This window comes from Streptomyces sp. NPDC016469, assembly GCF_040632905.1.
In the GTDB taxonomy this organism is placed as follows: domain Bacteria; phylum Actinomycetota; class Actinomycetes; order Streptomycetales; family Streptomycetaceae; genus Streptomyces.
In genome coordinates this window covers 46,769-66,252 of sequence record NZ_JBEYCQ010000031.1, presented here as the reverse complement: position 1 = coordinate 66,252, position 19,484 = coordinate 46,769, and the positions used below count along the sequence as shown (strand labels likewise).

General features: G+C 71.9%; 19 protein-coding genes. 4 read left to right on the top strand and 15 right to left on the bottom strand.

The features are described 5' to 3' along the window. Positions 1–14 precede the first annotated feature (14 nt). Positions 15–599 (top strand): helix-turn-helix domain-containing protein, encoded by a 585-nt coding sequence (locus ABZ565_RS28820; protein ID WP_361033014.1) that lies wholly within the window; start codon positions 15–17, stop codon positions 597–599. 45 nt (positions 600–644) lie between these two features. Here ABZ565_RS28820 and ABZ565_RS28815 read toward each other — a convergent pair whose 3' ends face one another. The 3 genes from ABZ565_RS28815 to ABZ565_RS28805 all read right to left on the bottom strand — a co-directional run bounded on the left by ABZ565_RS28815 (position 645) and on the right by ABZ565_RS28805 (position 5,854). Further along, positions 645–1,370 (bottom strand): M23 family metallopeptidase, encoded by a 726-nt coding sequence (locus ABZ565_RS28815; RefSeq protein WP_361033011.1) that lies wholly within the window; start codon positions 1,368–1,370, stop codon positions 645–647. Positions 1,371–1,787: 417 nt separating this feature from the next. Then, on the bottom strand, positions 1,788–3,011 hold the full coding sequence (locus ABZ565_RS28810) for a PQQ-binding-like beta-propeller repeat protein (RefSeq protein WP_361033009.1): 1,224 nt from the start codon (positions 3,009–3,011) through the stop codon (positions 1,788–1,790). 317 nt (positions 3,012–3,328) lie between these two features. Further along, positions 3,329–5,854, bottom strand: a complete 2,526-nt coding sequence (locus ABZ565_RS28805) for an ATP-dependent Clp protease ATP-binding subunit (protein ID WP_361033006.1) — start codon at positions 5,852–5,854, stop codon at positions 3,329–3,331. Positions 5,855–6,295: 441 nt separating this feature from the next. On the opposite strand from ABZ565_RS28805, the gene ABZ565_RS28800 reads away from it, so the two are divergent. After that, complete coding sequence (locus ABZ565_RS28800; protein ID WP_361033003.1) at positions 6,296–6,916, top strand: SCO3374 family protein; 621 nt, start codon at positions 6,296–6,298, stop codon at positions 6,914–6,916. Here ABZ565_RS28800 and ABZ565_RS28795 read toward each other — a convergent pair. From ABZ565_RS28795 to ABZ565_RS28750, 10 genes are all read right to left on the bottom strand, one after another. Next, positions 6,895–7,230 carry an Lsr2 family protein gene (locus ABZ565_RS28795; RefSeq protein ID WP_018102272.1) on the bottom strand — a complete coding sequence of 112 codons (336 nt, stop codon included), beginning with the start codon at positions 7,228–7,230 and terminating at the stop codon, positions 6,895–6,897. The genes ABZ565_RS28800 and ABZ565_RS28795 overlap by 22 nt on opposite strands. Before the next feature lie 156 nt (positions 7,231–7,386). Beyond that, the gene (locus tag ABZ565_RS28790) at positions 7,387–7,944 is read right to left on the bottom strand and encodes an amino-acid N-acetyltransferase (RefSeq protein ID WP_361033000.1); all 558 of its coding nucleotides are present in this window, start codon (positions 7,942–7,944) and stop codon (positions 7,387–7,389) included. 9 nt (positions 7,945–7,953) lie between these two features. After that, on the bottom strand, positions 7,954–8,406 hold the full coding sequence (locus ABZ565_RS28785) for a BlaI/MecI/CopY family transcriptional regulator (protein ID WP_361032997.1): 453 nt from the start codon (positions 8,404–8,406) through the stop codon (positions 7,954–7,956). 121 nt (positions 8,407–8,527) lie between these two features. After that, positions 8,528–8,707 carry a hypothetical protein gene (locus ABZ565_RS28780; protein ID WP_018520482.1) on the bottom strand — a complete coding sequence of 60 codons (180 nt, stop codon included), beginning with the start codon at positions 8,705–8,707 and terminating at the stop codon, positions 8,528–8,530. Positions 8,708–8,750: 43 nt separating this feature from the next. Then, complete coding sequence (locus ABZ565_RS28775) at positions 8,751–9,323, bottom strand: hypothetical protein (protein WP_361033075.1); 573 nt, start codon at positions 9,321–9,323, stop codon at positions 8,751–8,753. Between the two features lie 137 nt (positions 9,324–9,460). After that, positions 9,461–10,258, bottom strand: a complete 798-nt coding sequence (locus ABZ565_RS28770; protein ID WP_361032994.1) for a type III pantothenate kinase — start codon at positions 10,256–10,258, stop codon at positions 9,461–9,463. Continuing rightward, the gene (nadC, locus tag ABZ565_RS28765; protein WP_361032991.1) at positions 10,258–11,289 is read right to left on the bottom strand and encodes a carboxylating nicotinate-nucleotide diphosphorylase; all 1,032 of its coding nucleotides are present in this window, start codon (positions 11,287–11,289) and stop codon (positions 10,258–10,260) included. The genes ABZ565_RS28770 and nadC overlap by 1 nt, the downstream gene beginning before the upstream one ends. A 2-nt stretch (positions 11,290–11,291) precedes the next feature. After that, positions 11,292–13,022: an L-aspartate oxidase gene (locus ABZ565_RS28760; RefSeq protein ID WP_361032988.1), complete on the bottom strand. Its 1,731-nt coding sequence runs from the start codon at positions 13,020–13,022 to the stop codon at positions 11,292–11,294. Next, complete coding sequence (panC, locus tag ABZ565_RS28755) at positions 13,019–14,035, bottom strand: pantoate--beta-alanine ligase (protein ID WP_361032985.1); 1,017 nt, start codon at positions 14,033–14,035, stop codon at positions 13,019–13,021. The genes ABZ565_RS28760 and panC overlap by 4 nt, the downstream gene beginning before the upstream one ends. After that, a complete protein-coding gene (locus ABZ565_RS28750; RefSeq protein WP_361032982.1) occupies positions 14,035–15,015 on the bottom strand; it encodes a DUF2520 domain-containing protein in 981 nt (326 codons plus the stop codon). Before ABZ565_RS28750 ends, panC begins: the two co-directional genes overlap by 1 nt. 166 nt (positions 15,016–15,181) lie before the next feature. Here ABZ565_RS28750 and ABZ565_RS28745 point away from each other — a divergent pair, with 166 nt between their 5' ends. Further along, entirely contained in the window at positions 15,182–16,372 is a 1,191-nt protein-coding gene (locus tag ABZ565_RS28745) for a beta-eliminating lyase-related protein (protein WP_361032979.1), read from the top strand. 42 nt (positions 16,373–16,414) lie between these two features. Beyond that, positions 16,415–17,542 carry a DUF5937 family protein gene (locus ABZ565_RS28740; RefSeq protein ID WP_361032976.1) on the top strand — a complete coding sequence of 376 codons (1,128 nt, stop codon included), beginning with the start codon at positions 16,415–16,417 and terminating at the stop codon, positions 17,540–17,542. A 5-nt stretch (positions 17,543–17,547) separates the two neighbouring features. On the opposite strand, the gene ABZ565_RS28735 is transcribed toward ABZ565_RS28740, so the two are convergent. Next, positions 17,548–18,222 (bottom strand): response regulator transcription factor, encoded by a 675-nt coding sequence (locus ABZ565_RS28735; protein ID WP_361032973.1) that lies wholly within the window; start codon positions 18,220–18,222, stop codon positions 17,548–17,550. Between the two features lie 25 nt (positions 18,223–18,247). Continuing rightward, positions 18,248–19,465, bottom strand: a complete 1,218-nt coding sequence (locus ABZ565_RS28730; RefSeq protein WP_361032970.1) for a sensor histidine kinase — start codon at positions 19,463–19,465, stop codon at positions 18,248–18,250. Between the last annotated feature and the right edge of the window lie 19 nt (positions 19,466–19,484).

Sequence of the window (19,484 nt, the reverse complement as noted above, 5' to 3'; positions counted from 1 at the left end):
TTTGGGAGAGCACCATGGGCAGCACGCCGCAGCCGCGCCGGGGCAACACTCGCCAGCGCATCCAGGACGTCGCCCTGGAGCTCTTCGCCGAGCAGGGGTACGAGAAGACCTCGCTCCGGGAGATCGCCGAGAAGCTGGACGTCACCAAGGCGGCGCTCTACTACCACTTCAAGACGAAGGAAGACATCCTCGCCAGCATCTTCGAGGACCTGAACCGCCCGGTGGAGGAGTTGATCGCCTGGGGCGAGACCCAGCCCCGCACCCTGGAGACCAAGACGGAGCTGCTGCGCCGCTACAGCGACGCGCTGGCCCACGCGGCCCCGCTCTTCCGCTTCATGCAGGAGAACCAGGCGACGGTACGCGATCTGAGCATCGGCGACACGATCAAGCACCGGGTCCTGGGCCTGGTGGACCTGATCAAGGAGCCGGGCGCGCCGCTCACCGATCAGGTGCGGTGCTTCAGCGCGCTCTTCACCCTGCACGCCGGAATGCTCGCCCTGAAGGACGTCGAAGGCGACCCCGAGGAGAAGCGCAAGGCCGCTCTCGAGGTCGCCGTCGAACTGGTCACCCGGGCCCACGACCCGGAAACCCCCCGGTGACCCTGCTCGGGGGCAGGGGCCGGGGGGCCGGGGACACGGGCCGGATCAGACGTTGATGCCGTGCTTGTGCAGGAAGTTGACCGGGTTGACCGCCGAACCGTAGTTCGGGGTGGTCCGGATCTCGAAGTGCAGGTGCGGGCCGCTGGAGTTGCCGGTGTTGCCGGACAGGGCGATCTTCTCGCCCTTCTTCACGTGCTGGCCGATGTGCACGTCGATCTTGGACAGGTGCGCGTACTGCGAGTACGTGCCGTTGCCGTGCGAGATCACGATGGCGTTGCCGTACGCGGGGCCGTCGCCGCCGCCGTTCGGACCGGCCTTCACGATCGTGCCGCTGTGGGCGGCCTCGACCTTGGTGCCGATCGGCACGGCGAAGTCCTGGCCGGAGTGCTTGTGGGCCCAGCGGCTGCCGTCGTTGCCGAAGCTGGCGCTCAGCTCGTAGTGGTTGACCGGGGTCTCCCACGGAAGCTTGGCGATGGCCTTCTTCTTGGCGGCGGCCTTCTTCTTCGCGGCGGCGGCCTTCTTCTTGGCGTCCTCGGCCTTCTTGGCCGCGGTGTGCTCGGCGGCCTTGCCCTGCGCGGCGGCCTGCTTGGCGACCGAGTCGGCGGTGGCCGAGCCGACCAGGGCCGGGGCCTGGGGGGCGTCCGCAGTGCCGGCCGCGAACGCAGCGCCCGCACCGAGAACCATCGACGTCCCCAGGCCGGCTGCCACGACGGCTCCACGGACACGGGACACGGACGGGCGGCGGGACTGGAACGTAACGCGCTTCGACATAAGCGGAAATCCTCCGGAGATGACTGGACCCGACGGTGTGCCGGGCTGGCCATACCTTGGTAACCCGCATCCCCGCCGGTGCTCAAACACCCCATCTACGATCAAAAGCCGTAGAAAGCACCCCGGGAATTCGCCCGGAGGGCCCCCGCCCACCCCCCTCCGGAAGACCCTCGAAAGTCCTCCCCGGAGCAGGTTTAGGCCCAGTTCCCCACCGCCCCAACCGGACATACGCCCCCTGTACGGGCATACGACCCCAAGCACGCAAAGGGCCCGTCCGCCGCAGGGCCGAAAGGCCCCCGACGGATCGGGCCCGCTGCTCCTAAGGCGGCTAGTAGGGCCGAAACGGCCTGTGCGCCTTGTCACCGGCGGTGGGACCGAAGGCCGTCCGTTTCGGGACCTTCGACCCCACGCCGAGCGCTACCCGACGGGCAGCCCCGTCACCTTCTTGGCGTGCAGGGCGACCAGTCGCTTGCCGCCCGAGGCCAGGTACCAGCGGTCGATGTCGCCGGAGCCGTCGTTGTAGGTCCACAGCAGCTTGCCGTCGGCCGGGTCGAAGGCGTGGAGGCCGCCGTTCTTGTCGAACTGGGTGGCCCCGTAGAGGACGCCGCCCACCTTGGCGAACTGCCAGGGGGCCGCGATCTCCAAGGTTTCCGGGTTGTGCCAGTGCCGCTTCCCGGTCGCCGGATCGACCGCCCACAGGGCGTGGACGGTGTCCGAGACATAGAGGACGCCGTCCAGAACGGCCGGATCGTTGAACCGGCTGTACTTCTCGGTCGCGAAGGACCAGCGCTCGGCGCCCGTCTCCAGGTCGAAGGCGCGCATCCTGTCGCCGGTCGCGATGATGACCAGGCCCTCGTGGACCTCGAAGCCGCGGTTGCCGCTGCGGCCGGTCTTCTTCGTCCAGACCTGGTGGCCGGTCGCGGTGTCGCGGACCGTGAGGTTCTCGCGGAAGTCCGTGTAGACGAGGCGCTTGCCGGAGACCCGTGCGGTGAGGCCGTTCGCCTCGGTGCCGTGGTCACGCTGTTCGCGCCAGACGACCTTGCCCGAGGAGGTGTCGATGGCGGCGATCACGTTGTCGGGGGTCCGGAAGTTCTTGTCCAGGATCCCGGCGACCACGTAGACGTGGCCGGCGTCGGCGGCGATGACCCGGGGCTGGGAGTACTCCTTGTCGCCGAGCCGGCTGCGCCAGGTGTCCTTGCCGGTCCTGGGGTCGAGCCCGATGATGTTGCCGTCGTACCGGGCACTGGCCAAGTAGAGGGTGCCGTCGCCGATGAGCATGCTCGCGCCCGGCGTGGTCACCTCGGCGCGGGACCAGAGTTCCTTGCCGGTGGACAGGTCGCGGGCCACCAGCGGGTCACCGGAGACCAGCACCACGTCGTCGACCACGGCGACCGCGGATATCCAGGCCAGCCCGTCGTACGTGGTGGCGTGCTGCCAGGCCGGCGTCGGCTTCCCGCCCGGCTCGGGGGCGGCGCCCCCGGGCTTCCCCGACTCGCCCGGCTTCCCCGAACCGGAGCCGCCGCCCTCGACCGGCTCCTCGACCGGGCCGCAGGCCGCGGTCCCGGCGCCCAGCAGGGCCAGCCCCGCCCCGGCTCCGGCCAGCTTGATCATCCGCCTGCGCGACACATCGCCTCTGCCCATGGCGTGCCCCATCCCCCTCGCTGCTCCGGGGTTCTTCGTTTGCGAACGAAAAACCTGCCACGGGCAGGGCACCCGAGGCCGGGCCAGATTAACCAGCCAATTTCGGCCAACGCGCGTAGAGGACCCGACCGGGACGCTCCTGTGACGCGCCTGTCACCGTGCCGGCAGGCGCCGCATACGCAAAGAGGGGGTGCTGAATGCGCGAGAAGGGCGTCGGTGAGCACGCGAAAAGGGGCGGCCCCGGCCGGTCGAAACCGGTCCGGGGCCGCCCCTTCGGACGCTCGGGCGCTACTGCCGGGAGAGGCAGAAGGCGCCTGTCACGCTTCCTTCGTCATGTTCGGGCCGCCGCCCGCCGCCTGCTCGATCGGCGGGACGTCGGGCAGAGCCGACTTCTCCTCGCCGCGGAAGGTGAACTTCTCGTCGTCGCCCTCGCCCTCGCTGCCGACGACCACGATGTGGCCGGGGCGCAGCTCGCCGAAGAGGATCTTCTCCGAGAGGATGTCCTCGATCTCACGCTGGATCGTCCGGCGCAGCGGCCGGGCGCCCATCACGGGGTCGTAGCCCTTCTTGGCGAGCAGCTTCTTGGCGTCCGTGCTGAGCTCGATGCCCATGTCACGGTCCTTGAGCCGCTCGTCCACCTTCGCGATCATCAGGTCGACGATCTCGATGATGTCTTCCTGGCTGAGCTGGTGGAAGACGACCGTGTCGTCGACACGGTTGAGGAACTCGGGCCGGAAGTGCTGCTTGAGCTCTTCGTTGACCTTGACCTTCATCCGCTCGTAGTTCGTCTTGACGTCGCCCTGGGCGGCGAAGCCCAGGTTGAAGCCCTTGGAGATGTCCCGGGTCCCGAGGTTGGTCGTCATGATGATGACCGTGTTCTTGAAGTCCACGACCCGGCCCTGGGAGTCGGTCAGGCGACCGTCCTCCAGGATCTGGAGCAGGGAGTTGAAGATGTCGGGGTGGGCCTTCTCGACCTCGTCGAAGAGGACGACGGAGAACGGCTTGCGGCGCACCTTCTCGGTGAGCTGGCCGCCCTCCTCGTAGCCCACGTAGCCGGGGGGCGAACCGAAGAGACGCGAGACCGTGTGCTTCTCGCTGAACTCCGACATGTCGAGGGAGATCAGCGCGTCCTCGTCGCCGAACAGGAACTCGGCGAGCGTCTTGGACAGCTCGGTCTTACCGACACCGGACGGGCCGGCGAAGATGAACGAGCCACCGGGGCGCTTCGGGTCCTTCAGGCCGGCCCGCGTACGGCGGATCGCCTGCGAGAGCGCCTTGATGGCGTCCTTCTGCCCGATGACGCGCTTGTGGAGCTCGTCCTCCATGCGCAGCAGCCTGGAGGACTCCTCCTCGGTCAGCTTGAAGACCGGGATGCCGGTGGCGGTGGCGAGGACCTCGGCGATGAGCTCGCCGTCGACCTCGGCCACGACGTCCATGTCGCCGGCCTTCCACTCCTTCTCGCGCTTGGCCTTCGCCGCCAGCAGCTGCTTCTCCTTGTCGCGGAGGGAGGCCGCCTTCTCGAAGTCCTGGGAGTCGATGGCCGACTCCTTGTCGCGGCGGACGCCCGCGATCTTCTCGTCGAACTCACGGAGGTCCGGCGGCGCGGTCATCCGGCGGATGCGCATCCGGGAACCGGCCTCGTCGATCAGGTCGATCGCCTTGTCCGGCAGGAAGCGGTCCGAGATGTACCGGTCGGCCAGCGTCGCGGCCTGGACCAGCGCCTCGTCCGTGATGGACACGCGGTGGTGGGCCTCGTAGCGGTCGCGCAGACCCTTGAGGATCTCGATGGTGTGCGGCAGCGACGGCTCCGCGACCTGGATCGGCTGGAAGCGGCGCTCCAGAGCGGCGTCCTTCTCCAGGTGCTTGCGGTACTCGTCCAGGGTGGTCGCACCGATGGTCTGCAGCTCGCCTCGCGCCAGCATGGGCTTGAGGATGCTCGCGGCGTCGATCGCGCCCTCGGCGGCGCCCGCACCCACCAGGGTGTGGAGCTCGTCGATGAACAGGATGATGTCGCCGCGGGTGCGGATCTCCTTGAGGACCTTCTTCAGGCGCTCCTCGAAGTCACCGCGGTAGCGGGAGCCGGCGACCAGGGCGCCGAGGTCGAGGGTGTAGAGGTGCTTGTCCTTGAGGGTCTCGGGCACCTCGCCCTTGACGATGGCCTGGGCCAGGCCCTCGACGACCGCCGTCTTGCCGACGCCGGGCTCGCCGATGAGCACCGGGTTGTTCTTCGTACGGCGGGAGAGCACCTGCATGACCCGCTCGATCTCCTTCTCGCGCCCGATGACCGGGTCGAGCTTGGATTCGCGGGCGGCCTGCGTGAGGTTGCGGCCGAACTGGTCGAGCACCAGCGACGTGGAGGGCGTGCCCTCCGCGGGGCCGCCTGCGGTGGCCGCCTCCTTGCCGCCGGAGTAACCGGACAGCAGCTGGATGACCTGCTGGCGCACCCGGTTCAGGTCGGCGCCGAGCTTCACGAGGACCTGGGCGGCGACGCCCTCGCCCTCGCGGATCAGGCCGAGCAGGATGTGCTCCGTGCCGATGTAGTTGTGGCCGAGCTGGAGGGCCTCGCGGAGCGACAGCTCCAGGACCTTCTTGGCTCGGGGCGTGAAGGGGATGTGGCCGGACGGGGCCTGCTGGCCCTGGCCGATGATCTCCTCCACCTGCTGGCGGACCGCCTCGAGCGAAATCCCGAGGCTCTCCAGGGCCTTAGCGGCGACACCCTCACCCTCGTGGATCAGGCCCAGGAGGATGTGCTCGGTGCCGATGTAGTTGTGGTTGAGCATCCGGGCTTCTTCCTGAGCCAGGACGACAACCCGCCGCGCGCGGTCGGTGAACCTCTCGAACATCGTTAATCGCTCCTCAGAGCGGTCAGGCAGTAAGGGGTCGGTCCCCTCCCTGTCCTTCCGCAGCTTAGTCCCGCAAGCGGGGACCGCTCATTTCGACTGCCGACACCCGGCCCTGCTTCCCGGGGGATCGCCCGCCCCGAACGCCGACAACTGCTCCAACCCGATGGTGCGAGACGATGTTCCCGCAGGCCAGACAGATACCCCAGTCGCCAGTACGCCGATGGCGAACGTGAGACGTGCATGACTTGCGTGTCGCCCCTCCCCACTAGGGATGTCTTACCCGCAATTACAGACAGTCCATGCGGCGTACGCGGGTTCCCTCCGCTACGGGCGAACATCTTCGTACTCCTGAATGCGCCCGTACGCCCCCAACCCGGACACCCTATGCGGTCGCTCGTGCGCGATACGTAACCTGCTGGGCCGGTCGGGGGTTGTTCCGACATGACCCTCACCGTGCCGCCGCCCCGCGTCCCGCCCTCCGTCGAGCAGGGCGGTGAAGCCCGGGGTGAGCCGTGGGACGGCTGGGCCGGGTGGTACGAGCGGGAGATGGGCTGGGCCACGGCGGGCGGTTCGCCGGTGCGGCTGCTGACCGGGATCCGGTTCGACGTGCTCGTCGTACCCGCCGTCGCCGGGCACGCGGCGCTGAGGCGGGTGGGCCCGACGGGGCCGGTGGCGCTCATGGGGCTGCGGATGAGCCTGCTGGTGGCGCCGGGGAGCGCGGAGGAGCTGCCGGGGCTGCTCGACTGGCTGGAGTGGGGCGGGGTCGCGCTGTCGCTGACCGGTCTGGGCGCGGGCGGGCGGATCACCGCTCCGCCACCGCCGGGGCGTCCGGTGGAGCCGGGGGCCGCCTCCTGGCTGCGGCCCCCCAGGCCGTCACGGGAACAGGACGAAGCGCCGGTTCTCCCGGCCTTCTCCGGCTTCGGGGGCACGCGTGGCGACGCTCCCGACCTCGTCCGGCTCGTGGACGCCGTGGCGACGGAATGCCACCGGGCCCGGCTGGCGCGCGCCCGGGCGGGCTTGTTCCACGATGAGCCCGTGGCTCAGCCGTTGGCCTTCTCGTAAGCCTCGCGGATCTCGGCGGGGACGCGGCCGCGGTCATTCACATTGTGGCCGTTCTCGCGGGCCCACTTACGGATCTCGGCGGTGTCCTTGTTGCCACCGGAGACGGCGCGGCCCTTGCCGCGTCCCGACGCCGCACGGCCACCGGTACGCCGGCCGTTCTTCGCGTAGGGCTCGAGAAGGGAACGCAGCTTGTCCGCGTTGCTGGTGGTGAGGTCGATCTCGTACGTCTTGCCATCCAGCGCGAACGTCACCGTCTCGTCCGCCTCGCCACCGTCGAGGTCGTCAACAAGAAGGACCTGAACCTTCTGTGCCACCGGATTTCCTTTCATCGAAAATGGAGTACGCGGAAAGGAAACCGCTTTTCCCCGGAAAACACAAACCCCCGGGAGAGGTTCAGCAGCTCAAGGGGACGGGAAACATGCGCGATTCGGACATAGGGGCGCGGCCCCCTCTTCCCGCTCTTCGCGCGGTCACAGGTGCAGAAGCATCCGGCTGTTGCCCAAGGTGTTCGGCTTCACTCGTTCGAGACCGAGGAACTCCGCGACTCCCTCGTCATAGGAACGCAGCAGCTCGCTGTAGACATCTCCGTCGACGGGCGTCTCTCCGATCTCCACGAAGCCGTGCTTCGCGAAGAAGTCGACTTCGAAGGTGAGACAGAAAACCCGGCGGACGCCCAGCCAGCGGGCGGTCCGCAGCAACTTGTCGAGGACGTGGTGGCCCACTCCGGCGCCCTTGAGGGCGTGGTCGACGGCGAGCGTGCGGACTTCGGCGAGATCTTCCCACATGACGTGCAGCGCGCCGCAGCCCACGACCGAGGCGTCCTCGTCCCGTTCGGCGACCCAGAACTCCTGGATGTCCTCGTAAAGCGTCACCGTGGCTTTGTCGAGGAGGATGCCTTCCCGCACGTAGCCGTCGAGGAGACGGCGGACGGCGGGCACATCGCTCGTCCGTGCGCGCCGGACGGTGATGGCCACGTTAATAACCGACGGTTCGGTCCGGGAATCGGTTTGCGGAAGCTCTGAGGACATACGCAGACGCTATCGTCCGGCCTCCGGCTCCGCGCCATCGGCCGCTTCACCGGCTTCGCCATCCCCGGCTTCGTCCGCGGGGGCCGTGCCGTCCTCGGGAAGAGCGGGCTGAACGATCCGCATCGCATCGCGCAGAGCTTCGCGCTGCTCGGCCGACATCATCCCGAAGAACGCGACCAGTGCGGCTGCCGGGTTGTCGCTGCGCGACCAGGCTTCGTTCATCAGGGCGGCGGCGTATGCGGCGCGGGTGGAGACGGCCGTATATCGATATGCGCGGCCCTCCACTTCGCGGCGGACCCAGCCCTTCTGATGGAGATTGTCCATTACCGTCATGACGGTGGTGTAGGCGATGGACCGCTCCTGCTGAAGGTCCTCCAGGACTTCCCGCACAGTGACCGGACGGTTCCATTCCCAGACCCGTGTCATCACGGCGTCTTCGAGCTCTCCCAATTGACGGGGCACAGCGTCACCTTAGTGCCAGATGTCTGGAATGCGTAGCTATTTGCGCAGCAAAAAGGCGTACGACTCCTCGGGAGTCGTACGCCTTTTCGCATACGGGAGCGCCGGGCGCGCCCCGGAGGGGTCAGGCCCCTTCGGCGCGCGGGGTCTGCTGGACCGACTCGGCGCGGCTGATCGCCGCGTCCACGGCCGCGTCCTCCTTGGCCTTGTTGGGGCCGCCCTGGCTCTTGACGATCGTCACGACCAGGCCGATGAAGAAGGCGGCCATCACCACGGGGGGCACGAGCGCGGATACGTAGTCCATGCCCTCCAGAGTAGCGAGCCGCCTCCCGGCCCCCGGAGAGGCCCTACCCAGCGGCGCGCTGCGGCGGCTGCGGTACCGGACGGCGCGGCGGGAAGACCTCGGAGGGCTTCGGGGCCGGGCGCTCGGACGGCGGTACGGGGCGGGCCGGGGCCGGAGGCGTCTTCGGCTTGTCCGGCTCGGCGGCGCGCCCGCCGGGCAGCGCGAGCAGCCGGCTGCGGGGGGCCGGGGTGATCGCGTGCACGGCCCGTCCGGCGAGCCGGGCGCGTACGGAGCGCTCCGCGGTCATCTGGCAGCGCTCCAGGAGGGCCGCGGCGAGCGGGCCGCCGCGCAGGGCGCGCAGCGCGGCCAGGTCCTCGGGGAGCGGGTCGTATCCGGCGGCCAGGGCGTCCTGGAGGAGTTCCAGATAGCCGGTGAGGGAGCCGGGGAGGGCGTCGCGGTAGCGGGCGAGGTCGGCGAGGAGGAAGGCGCGCAGCCGTCCGGCCTCGGCGACGGCCTCGTCCACACTGCCCGCCAGCCGCAGGCAGTCCTGGACATCCTCGTCGGGCAGGGGCGCGGGGTGCAGCGCGAAGGCGAGGGCGCGTCGGAGCACTCGCAGCTCGTCCGCGCTGAAGGCCATACCGCCGCGTGATCCGTAAGGCGTGGGCATGCCGCGACAATACGTGCTAAAGGGACAAAATCGGCTTAACTGGTCGTCGGTGGCGCGGCGGCTCCGGAGTGCCGTCGCACCCGGAGCCGCCGGTCAGGGGCCTGTTCCTACAGCCGCGACACGTTGCGCTCGTACACCAGGCGGAGCCCGATGAGGGTCAGCCAGGGCTCGTGCTCGTCGATGACGGAGGACTCGCCCAGCACCATCGGAGCAAGGCCGCCCGTCGCGATGACGGTGACGTCGTCCGGGTCGGCCGCCAGCTCCTTCTTCATCCGCTCCACGACCCCGTCGACCTGGCCGGCGAAGCCGTAGATGATGCCCGCCTGCATGGCCTCGACGGTGTTCTTGCCGATGACGCTGCGCGGCCGGGCCAGCTCGATCTTGCGCAGCTGGGCACCCTTGACGCCCAGCGCCTCGACGGAGATCTCGATGCCGGGCGCGATGACACCGCCGGTGTACTCGCCCCGGGCCGAGACCGCGTCGAAGGTGGTGGCCGTGCCGAAGTCGACCACGATCGCCGGACCGCCGTAGAGGTCGACGGCGGCGACCGCGTTGATGATGCGGTCCGCGCCGACCTCCTTCGGGTTGTCCATCAGGATCGGCACCCCGGTCTTGATGCCCGGCTCCACGAGCACCGCGGGAACGTCGCCGTAGTAGCGGCGGGTCACCTCGCGCAGCTCGTGCAGCACGGCCGGGACCGTGGAGCAGATCGCGATGCCCTCGATGCCGTCGCCCAGCTCCATGCCGAGCAGCGGGTGCATGCCCATGAGGCCCTGGAGCAGCACGGCGAGCTCGTCGGCGGTGCGACGGGGGTCCGTGGAGATCCGCCAGTGCTCGACGATCTCCTCGCCGTCGAAGAGGCCGAGGACGGTGTGGGTGTTCCCGACGTCGATGGTGAGCAGCATCAGGCGCCGGCCCCGTCGGCGTCGCGGAAGTCCAGGCCGATGTCCAGGATCGGCGAGGAGTGGGTCAGCGCGCCCACGGCCAGGTAGTCGACCCCGGCCTCCGCGTAGGCGCGGGCCGAATCGAGGGTGAGCCGGCCGGAGGACTCCAGGAAGGCGCGTCCGCCGGTCAGGGCGACCGCCTCGGCGGTCTCGGCCGGGGTGAAGTTGTCCAGCAGGATCAGGTCGGCGCCCGCCTCCAGGACCTCGGCGACCTGGTCCATCGTGTCGACCTCGACCTCGATCGGCAGCTCCGGGAACTCCTCCCTGACCCGCTTGAACGCCTCGGCGACCCCGCCCGCCGCGATGACGTGGTTGTCCTTGACGAGCGCGGCGTCGGACAGCGAGAACCGGTGGTTGACGCCGCCGCCGCAACGCACCGCGTACTTCTCCAGGGCGCGGAGCCCGGGCGTCGTCTTGCGGGTGTCGCGGACCTTGGCCCCGGTGCCCTCCAGCACATCGGCCCAGGCGCGGGTGGCGGTGGCGATGCCGGAGAGCCGGCAGAGCAGGTTGAGGGCGCTGCGCTCGCCGGTGAGCAGGTCCCGGGTGCCGGTGGTGACGGTCAGCAGCTTCTGGCCGGGGGCGACGCGGTCGCCGTCCTCGACGTGCCGCTCGACCTCGAACTCGGAGGTGCAGACGATCGACAGGACCGCCTCCGCCACGCGCAGCCCGGCCACCACACCGGCCTCGCGGGCGGTGAAGTCACCGATGGCCACGGCGTCCTCGGCGACGGTGGCGACGGTCGTGACGTCCACCCCGCCGTCCAGGTCCTCGGTGATGGCCAGGTGCGCGATGTCCTCGACCTGGATCGGGTCCAGGCCGGATTCGGCGAGGAGCCGGGCGAGCGCGGGGTCGAGCCCGCACTCCTCGTACTCCTCGCCGTCGCCGCAGCCGCAGCCGTCCCCGCAGCCGCCCGCGGCGGGGGCGGGCGCGCCGACCCGGATCAGCGGTACGTCCACGGGTGTGGGGCGCGGATTCTCTTCGGGCGTGCTCACGGTTACGGCTCCTCGGGAGTGGGGTGGGTGGTGCTCGTCGCTGCGCAGTCTGCTGCCCCGGGCGCGTCCACGGGCCCGAATGCCTCGGTATCCGTCCGACGGAGGACGAGACCGTCTTCCGGGTCGAGCCGTACGACGAGGTGGCGGCGCCAGTCCGTGTCGTCGCGCTCGGGCCGGTCCTCGCGCCAGTGGCAGCCGCGGGTCTCCTCGCGGGCGCGGGCGGCGGCGACCAGGGCCCGGGCGACGAGCAGCAGGTTGGTGGCCTCCCACGCCTCGACGCCGGGCACCGCGGGCTTGGTCTCCGCCGCCCCGGTCTCGCGGGTGGCGAGGTGCAGTGCCTCCAGCTCGTCCGCCGCGGCGGCCAGGCTCTCGGCGGAGCGCAGCACTCCGGCGCCCCGGGTCATGGCGCGCTGGACCGTGAGCCGGGTCTCGGGGGCCAGGAGCGGGACGGGCCTCCCGGCGGGCCCGACGGCCTCGCCCGCGCGGGGGCGGTCGGCGACGATGTCGGCGGCGATGCGCTCGGCGAAGACGAGTCCTTCGAGCAGCGAGTTGGACGCCAGCCGGTTCGCGCCGTGCACCCCGGTGCAGGCGACCTCGCCGCAGGCGTACAGGCCGGGGACGGTCGTACGGCCCCGCAGGTCGGTGCGGACACCGCCGGACGCGTAGTGCGCGGCGGGGGCCACGGGGATGGGCTCGGTGACCGGGTCGATGCCGTGGGCCCGGCAGGCGGCCAGGATGGTCGGGAAGCGCCGCTCCCACATCTCGGCGCCGAAGTGGCGGCCGTCGAGGTACATGTGGTCCGTGCCGTTGAGCTGCATCTGGCGTGTGATGCCCTTGGCGACGATGTCGCGCGGGGCCAGCTCCGCCAGCTCGTGCTGCCCGAGCATGAAGCGCGTACCGGAGGCGTCCACGAGGTGGGCGCCCTCGCCGCGTACCGCTTCGGAGACCAGCGGCTGCTGGCCCTCGGAGCCGGCGCCGAGGAAGAGGACGGTGGGGTGGAACTGGACGAACTCCACGTCCGAGACCTCGGCGCCGGCCCGCAGCGCGAGCGCCACGCCGTCGGCGGTGGAGACCGAGGGGTTGGTGGTGGCGGAGAAGACCTGGCCCATGCCGCCGGTGGCCAGGACCACGGCCGGGGCGTTGACCGCGCCGACGCCGTCGTGCTGGCCCTCGCCCATCACGTGCAGGGTGACACCGGCGGTACGGCCTTCGGCGTCGGTGAGGAGGTCGAGCACGAGGGCGTTCTCGATGGTGTGCAGGGCGGCCGCGCGGACCGCCTCCACCAGGGCGCGGGACACCTCGGCACCGGTCGCGTCGCCGCCCGCGTGGACGATGCGGCGGCGGTGGTGGCCGCCCTCGCGGGTGAGGGCCACGGAGCCGTCGTCGGCGGTGTCGAAGCGGGCGCCGGTCTCCATCAGCCGGCGCACCGCGCCCGGGCCGTCGGTCACCAGCGCCCGCACCGCGGACTCGTCGCAGAGGCCGACGCCGGCGACCAGGGTGTCGTCCAGGTGCTGTTCGGGGGTGTCGCCCTCGCCGAGGGCCGCGGCGATGCCGCCCTGGGCCCAGCGGGTGGAGCCGGCGTCGAGACGGGCCTTGGTCACCACGACGGTGGCGAGGCCCGCCGCGGCGCAGCGCAGCGCGGTGGTGAGCCCGGCGACGCCGGAGCCGACGACCACGACGTCGGCGTCGATGGACCAGCCGGGTGCGGGGGCGGTCAGCCGTATTCCGGTCACGGGGTCGCTCCGAAGGTCAGGGGGATGTTGTCGATGAGGCGGGTGGCGCCGACCCGGGCGGCGACGGCGAGGATCGCCTCACCGGCCGCGCGGTCGTCGGGGATCTCGGTGAAGTCGGCCGGGTCCACGAGCGCCACGTAGTCCAGGGCGAGCGGCGGGCTCGCGGCCTCCGCCTCCTCGAGGACCGTGCGGGCGGCGGCGCGCACGGCTGCGGGTCCGGCGTCCGGGCGGGCCCGGGCGACCGCCTGGGCGTCGGCCGCGAGGCGGGCCTCGCCGAGCCGGTTGAGCCCGGCGGCCCGGTCCTCGGTGGCGGCGGTGGCCTGCGCGCGGGCGTGCAGGGCGGCCTGGGCGGCGAGGCGGTCGCGGGCCGCGAACAGGGCGCGGGACAGGGCGAGCGCGGTGCGGCGTTCGTGCGTGCCGAGGAAGCGGTTGCGGCTGGACAGCGCGAGGCCGTCCGGCTCCCTGACCGTCTCCACGCCGGTGATCTCCACCGGGAAGTTCAGGTCGCGCACCATGCGCCGGATCAGCGCCAGCTGCTGGGCGTCCTTCTGCCCGAAGAACGCGGTGTCCGGCCGGGTGAGGTGGAGCAGCTTGGCGACGACGGTGAGCATGCCGTCGAAGTGCCCGGGGCGGGACGCCCCCTCCAGTCGCTCGCCCATCGGGCCCGCCGAAATCCGGACCTGCGGCTCGCCGCCCGGGTAGACCTCGTCCACGGACGGGGCGAAGACCACGTCGGCGCCGGCCGCGCCGGCCACCGCGAGGTCGGCGTCGAGCGTGCGCGGGTAGCGGTCGAGGTCGGCGGCCTCGCCGAACTGGAGCGGGTTGACGAAGACGGTGACGACGACCTGCCCGGCGGGGCCCGCGTGGGCGCGGGCGGCGCGGATGAGCGAGGCGTGGCCCTCGTGCAGGGCGCCCATCGTCATGACGACGGCCCGCCGCCCCCCGGGGGCGTACGCGTGCAGCTCGGCGGCCGTGTTGAGCAGGACCGGGGCGGTGGACGTGGTGGCGGTCATCAGGACTCCTCCGGTCCGGTGCCGGTGTCGCCGGAAGGATGCGGGCCGCCGGACCGTGACGGGCCGGACCCGCCGTCCGCCAGCGCGTCGAGCAGGTCCTCGGCCAGCTCCGGCTTGAGCAGGCCGTGGGCGAGGGCGCGGTCCGCCGTGGCGCGGGCCATCGCCACGTAACCGGCGACCGTCTGCGGGGCGTGGGCGCGCAGCTCGCCGAGGTGCGCGGCGACCGTGCCGGCGTCGCCGCGCGCGACCGGGCCGGTGAGCGCCGCGTCGCCGGAGCGCAGGGCGTTGTCCAGGGCGGCGCCGAGCAGGGGGCCGAGCATCCGGTCGGGGGCGGTGACCCCGGCGGTGCGCAGCAGCTCCATCGACTGGGCGACCAGGGTGACCAGGTGGTTCGCGCCGAGGGCGAGGGCCGCGTGGTAGAGCGGGCGGGACTCCTCCGCGATCCATTCCGGCTCGCCGCCCATCTCGATGACCAGCGCCTCCGCGGCGAGCCGCAGCTCGTCCGGAGCGGTGACCCCGAAGGAGCAGCCGGCCAGTCGCTGGACGTCCACGGAGGTGCCGGTGAACGTCATCGCGGGGTGCAGCGCGAGCGGCAGGGCGCCGGCCCGCCGCGCGGGGTCCAGCACCTTCGTCCCGTACCGCCCGGAGGTGTGGACGAGGAGCTGTCCGGGGCGGACCGCCCCGGTCTCGGCCAGGCCCTCGACCAGGCCGGGGAGGGCGTCGTCGGGGACGGTCAGCAGGACGAGCTCGGCGCGCGCGAGGACGTCGGCGGGCGTCACGAGGGGGACGTCGGGGAGGAGGTCGGCGGCGCGCCGGCGGGAGGCGTCGGAGACCCCGGAGACGGCGACCGGGCGGTGCCCGGCGAGGGCGAGGGAGGCGGCCAGGGCGGGGCCGACACGCCCCGCCCCCACCACGCCGACGGTGAGCCGGGCGGGGCGGTCCCTCGCGTCGAGGGGGTCCTTGGGAGCTGTTGCGTTCACACTGCGGGCCTTCCGTTCCAGTCCGCGGGGGGTACCGGACGATTCCCTTGCATGCTACGCCAGCGACCGCCCCGCCCTCCCGGCTGTCCACAGGCTGTGGATACCGCTCCGGGCGGGCCCCGGAAACGCGGTGGGCAGGTCCGGCTTTCTGCGTGATGATCGTCCCATGGCAGACATGAACACGCAGGTGACGGACGAGAAGGCGGAGCCGGGGAGCGAGGAGGCGTTGCGGCTTCGCCGGCTCGCCGCGTGGCGGCGGGCCGGGCGCGCGCTGTCCCGCAATCCGCAGGACCGCACGCTCGGTGAGCAGCTGGCCGCCCTGGCGGCGGACGCCGGGACGGTCACGGACCTGGAACTCCCGGCGGACATCTACGGGGACGGCGTCGTCGGCGAGCTGGAGCAGCGGGTCGCCGCCCTGCTGGGCACGGAGGCCGCCGTGTTCTTCCCGACCGGGACGATGGCGCAGCAGGTCGCGCTGCGCTGCTGGGCCGCCCGCACCGGCAACCCCGTGGTGGCGCTGCATCCGCTCGCCCACCCGGAGGTGCACGAGAGCGGCGCCCTGGGAACGGTGAGCGGGCTGCGCACCGTCCACCCCACGACCGCGCCCAGGCTGCCGGCCGCCGAGGAGGTCCGCGACTTCCCGGAGCCGTTCGGCACGCTGATGCTGGAGCTGCCGCTGCGGGACGCCGGTTTCGTGCTGCCCACCTGGGAGGAGCTGGAGGCCGTGGTGGCCGCCGCGCGCGACCGGGACGCCGTCGTCCACTTCGACGGGGCCCGGCTGTGGGAGTGCGCCACGCACTTCGGGCGCGGGCTGCCGGAGATCGCCGCGCTCGCGGACAGCGTGTACGTGTCGTTCTACAAGTCCCTGGGCGGGATCTCCGGGGCGGTGCTCGCGGGTTCGGCCTCGCTGGTCGAGGAGGCCCGGCTCTGGCGGCACCGGTACGGCGGTCAGCTCTTCCAGCAGTTCCCGGCGGCGGTCGCGGCGCTGGCCGGGCTCGACCGGGAGCTGCCGAGGCTGCCGTCGTACGTGGCGCACGCGAAGGTGGTGGCCGGTGCGCTGGCCGAGGGGTTCGAGGCGGCCGGCGCGGGCTGGTTCCGGGTGCACCCGGAGGTGCCGCACACGCACCAGTTCCAGGTGTGGCTGCCGTACGACGCCGAGGTGCTGACCCGGGCGTCGGTGCGGCAGGCGGAGGAGACGGGCACGGTGCTCTTCCGCCGCTGGTTCACCCCGGACACGGGGGCGCCCGGGGTGGCGTACACGGAGATGACGGTGGCGGAGGCCGGGCTGGAGTGGAGCGCGCAGGACGTGCGGGACGCGGTGGCCGCGTTTCTGCAGCGGCTGGACGGGAAGGGCTGAGGCGGCGGGGCCCCGGCCCGGCTGTCACACCCACCCGGCACCATGGACCGGGTGAGCGTCACCATCGGCATCGCGGGGCTCGACCCCGCCCGCATCGTCTTCCGGACCTCCCCGCTGGTCGAGCTCGGCGTCGCCCTGCACGCCCTCGCCGAGCCGGGGCACCACCCGGGCCTGCACGGCTGGGCGACGGCCACCGCCACGGCCCTGGAGCCCGATCTCGCCGACCGGCTGCACGAGGCGGAGTTCCTGTGGCGGAACACCTTCTCGGACGTCTTCATGCCGTTCGCCGGGGTGATCGGCGGCGACGGCACGACGGGCGACGACCTCGCCGCCGACCTGGACATCCTGGACCGGCTGGACGACGACCGTTTCGTCTCCGCCGCCCTGGAGTTCACCTGCGCCGCGTTCTACGGGACCGGCGCGGCCTCCCCGCTGCGCAACGCCGAGGCGCGCGCCCGGGCGCTGGACATGGCGGCGGCGCGCGGCCCGCGCCAGGTGGAGTTCACCCGGAGGCTGCTGGCCGACCCCGCTCCCGTGCGCCGCTGGCTGCGCCGCCTGTTCGAAGACTGCGAGCAGGCGTTCTTCGCGGACACCTGGGAGCGGGTGCGGGTCCAGCTGGTGGCCGACGCGCGGCACAAGACGGATCTGCTGCGGCGCAAGGGGCTCGCCGAGGCGATACGGGCGGTCTCGCCCGCGCTCACGCTCGACGCGGACGGCGGCAGGATCAGCGTCGACAAGCTGACCGAGGGGGCGACCGACGCGACGGACCCCGCCGTCGGCCCCGGACTCACGCTGATCCCGACCAGCTTCGGCTGGCCGCACCTGATGGTGTTGCACGCCCCGGGCTGGCGCCCGGTGATCCACTACCCGGTGCACCGGCCCGAGCTGCCCGCGCCCGCCTCGGTGGAGCTGCTCCAGCTGCGGCTGGAGGCGCTGGCGCACCCGATGCGGATGCGGCTGTGCCGGAACATCGCGCGTTCCCCGTACACCACCGGTGAACTCGCCGACACGAACGGGATCACCCCGCCCGAGGTCTCACGCCATCTCGCGGTGCTCAAGAAGGCCGGTCTGGTCATGACCCGGCGCCGGGGCCGGTACGTCCTGCACCAGCTGGACCTGACCGTGGTGGCCCGGCTCGGCAGCGACTTCCTGGAGGGGATCCTCCGCTGACGTTGTCAGCCCGCGCCGCCGCCGGCGCGGACCAGCCCCGTCTCGTACGCGAGGACGACGACCTGCACCCGGTCCCGCAGGGACAGCTTGGTCAGGATGCGGCCGACATGCGTCTTCACGGTCGCCTCGGAGAGCACCAGGCGCCCCGCGATCTCGCCGTTCGACAGGCCCTGCGCGACGAGCAGCATCACCTCGCGCTCGCGTTCGGTGAGCTTGGCGATGTCCTTGTGCTGCGGTTCCGGAGTGCCGCTGGGCAGCATCGGCGAGAACCGGTCGAGCAGCCGGCGGGTGGTGGACGGGGCGACGACGGCGTCCCCGCTGTGCACGGAGCGGATCGCGGCGAGCAGTTCGCCCGGCGGCACGTCCTTCAGCATGAAGCCGCTGGCACCGGCCTTCAGTCCGGAGAACGCGTACTCGTCCAGGTCGAACGTCGTCAGGATCAGCACCTTCGGCGGGTCGGGCTGCGCGCAGATGCGGCGGGTGGCCTCGACGCCGTCCAGCTTCGGCATGCGGACGTCCATCAGCACCACGTCCACGGCGGTGGCGCGCAGGATGTCGATCGCCTCCGCGCCGTCCCCGGCCTCGGCCACCACCTCCATGTCGGGCTGGGCGGCGAGCACCATCCGGAAGCCGGTGCGCAGCAGCACCTGGTCGTCGACGAGCATCACGCGGATCGCCATGGGGGCCTGTTCTCTCCTCGTTCGTTCAACGGTCGGCGGCCTTGAGCGGCAGCAGCGCGCTGATCCGGAATCCTCCGCCGGGGCGCGGCCCGGCGTCCAGTGTGCCGCCGACCATGCCGACCCGTTCCCGCATGCCGATCATGCCGTGGCCGGCGCCGTCGGCGCCCCCGTCCTCGTACAGCTCGTGCGCCGCGCCCCGGCCGTCGTCCTCGACCAGCAGGCCGAGCCCGTCGTCGAAGTAGACCAGCCGCACGCTGGCCCCGGCGTGCGGGCCACCGTGCTTGCGGGTGTTGGTCAGGGCCTCCTGCACGATGCGGTACGCGGTCAGCTCGACGCCGCTGGGCAGCGGGCGGGCGGTCCCCTCGACCTTGAAGTCCACCGCCAGACCGGCCTTGCGGACCTGGTCGATCAGCTCCTCGATCTGCTCGACGTCGGGCTGCGGGACGTACTCCCCGCTCTCCTGCGCGTCGCCCGTCCGCAGCACCCCGAGCAGCCGCCGCATCTCCGCGAGCGCCTGGCGGCCGGTGCTGGAGATGGTCTCCAGCGCCTGCCGGGCCTGGTCGGGCGCCGCGTCCATGACGTAGGCGGCGCCATCGGCCTGCACCACCATCACGGAGACGTTGTGCGCGACGACATCGTGCAGTTCGCGGGCGATACGGGCCCGCTCGGCGGCCACCGCGACCTTCGACTGGGCCTCGCGCTCCCGCTCCAGCCGGGCCGCCCGCTCCTCCAGCTGGTCGAAGTAGGCCCGCCGGGTCCGCATCGAGTCGCCGAGCACCCAGGCCAGCACGAACGGCACCGTCAGCACGGCGACGACGAACAACGTCTGCGCCCAGTTGCGCGGCGTGCCCTCCGCGTTCGGCCAGCGGAGCTGGGACATCGTGGCGGCGGTCAGGCTGCACGCCAGGGCGAGCCGGGAGGCCCAGCGCTCACCGACGGTGGCCACGGTGAAGGTGATGACGAGCATCGCGAAGTTCGCGACGTTCGGCCGGACGCCGCAGATCAGCTGGACGACGCCCATCGCGATGGCGAGCAGCAGCATCTTCTCCGGCGCGCGGCGGCGCAGCGCGACGACGAGGCAGAGTCCGAGGACGACCGGCACGATCGCGATCCGTTCGAGACGCCCGCCGTGCCCGACGTCGCCCACCACGAGGGTCATGCCGGAGAGCCCGAGGAGGAAGACAGCCCAGAAGCTGTCGACGCCCGTCGGGTGTCTGCGGATGAAATCGTAGAGGCGCTGCACGTAACCCAGCGTAAAGAAG

Coding starts and splice junctions, on each gene's coding strand:
- ABZ565_RS28820 (WP_361033014.1), top strand. CDS start 15: ATGGGCAGCACGCCGCAGCCGCGCCGGGGCAACACTCGCCAGCGCATC.
- ABZ565_RS28815 (WP_361033011.1), bottom strand. CDS start 1,370: ATGTCGAAGCGCGTTACGTTCCAGTCCCGCCGCCCGTCCGTGTCCCGT.
- ABZ565_RS28810 (WP_361033009.1), bottom strand. CDS start 3,011: ATGGGCAGAGGCGATGTGTCGCGCAGGCGGATGATCAAGCTGGCCGGA.
- ABZ565_RS28805 (WP_361033006.1), bottom strand. CDS start 5,854: ATGTTCGAGAGGTTCACCGACCGCGCGCGGCGGGTTGTCGTCCTGGCT.
- ABZ565_RS28800 (WP_361033003.1), top strand. CDS start 6,296: ATGACCCTCACCGTGCCGCCGCCCCGCGTCCCGCCCTCCGTCGAGCAG.
- ABZ565_RS28790 (WP_361033000.1), bottom strand. CDS start 7,944: ATGTCCTCAGAGCTTCCGCAAACCGATTCCCGGACCGAACCGTCGGTT.
- ABZ565_RS28780 (WP_018520482.1), bottom strand. CDS start 8,707: ATGGACTACGTATCCGCGCTCGTGCCCCCCGTGGTGATGGCCGCCTTC.
- ABZ565_RS28775 (WP_361033075.1), bottom strand. CDS start 9,323: ATGGCCTTCAGCGCGGACGAGCTGCGAGTGCTCCGACGCGCCCTCGCC.
- ABZ565_RS28770 (WP_361032994.1), bottom strand. CDS start 10,258: ATGCTGCTCACCATCGACGTCGGGAACACCCACACCGTCCTCGGCCTC.
- panC (WP_361032985.1), bottom strand. CDS start 14,035: ATGACCGCCACCACGTCCACCGCCCCGGTCCTGCTCAACACGGCCGCC.
- ABZ565_RS28745 (WP_361032979.1), top strand. CDS start 15,182: ATGGCAGACATGAACACGCAGGTGACGGACGAGAAGGCGGAGCCGGGG.
- ABZ565_RS28740 (WP_361032976.1), top strand. CDS start 16,415: ATGGACCGGGTGAGCGTCACCATCGGCATCGCGGGGCTCGACCCCGCC.
- ABZ565_RS28735 (WP_361032973.1), bottom strand. CDS start 18,222: ATGGCGATCCGCGTGATGCTCGTCGACGACCAGGTGCTGCTGCGCACC.